This is a genomic window from Shigella sp. FC1544, assembly GCF_001722145.1.
GTDB classification, from domain to species: Bacteria; Pseudomonadota; Gammaproteobacteria; order Enterobacterales; family Enterobacteriaceae; genus Escherichia; species Escherichia coli.
Genome location: NZ_MECT01000479.1, coordinates 1 through 375, shown reverse-complemented (window position 1 = coordinate 375; position 375 = coordinate 1). Strand labels below are relative to the sequence as shown.

Annotated in this window: 1 pseudogene; it reads left to right on the top strand. The window is 50.1% G+C overall.

The window, feature by feature from the left end:
• A pseudogene (locus BGK49_RS18705) lies at positions 1-276 on the top strand (ATP-binding protein); the annotation flags it as partial.
• Positions 277-375 lie beyond the last annotated feature (99 nt).

The window sequence follows — 375 nt, the reverse complement described above, 5'->3', positions numbered from 1 at the left end:
GCCTTCCCGGCGGTGAAAACGTTCGAAGAGTATGACTTCACATTCGCCACCGGAGCACCGCAGAAGCAACTCCAGTCGTTACGCTCACTCAGCTTCATAGAACGTAATGAAAATATCGTATTACTGGGGCCATCAGGTGTGGGGAAAACCCATCTGGCAATAGCGATGGGCTATGAAGCAGTCCGTGCAGGTATCAAGGTTCGCTTCACAACAGCAGCAGATCTGTTACTTCAGTTATCTACGGCACAACGTCAGGGCCGTTATAAAACGACGCTTTGAACCGCCCCGGGAATCCTGGAGACTAAACTTCCTGAGAAAGAGGTAAACAGGATGACTAAAAATACTCGTTTTTCCCCCGAAGTCCGTCAACGGGCA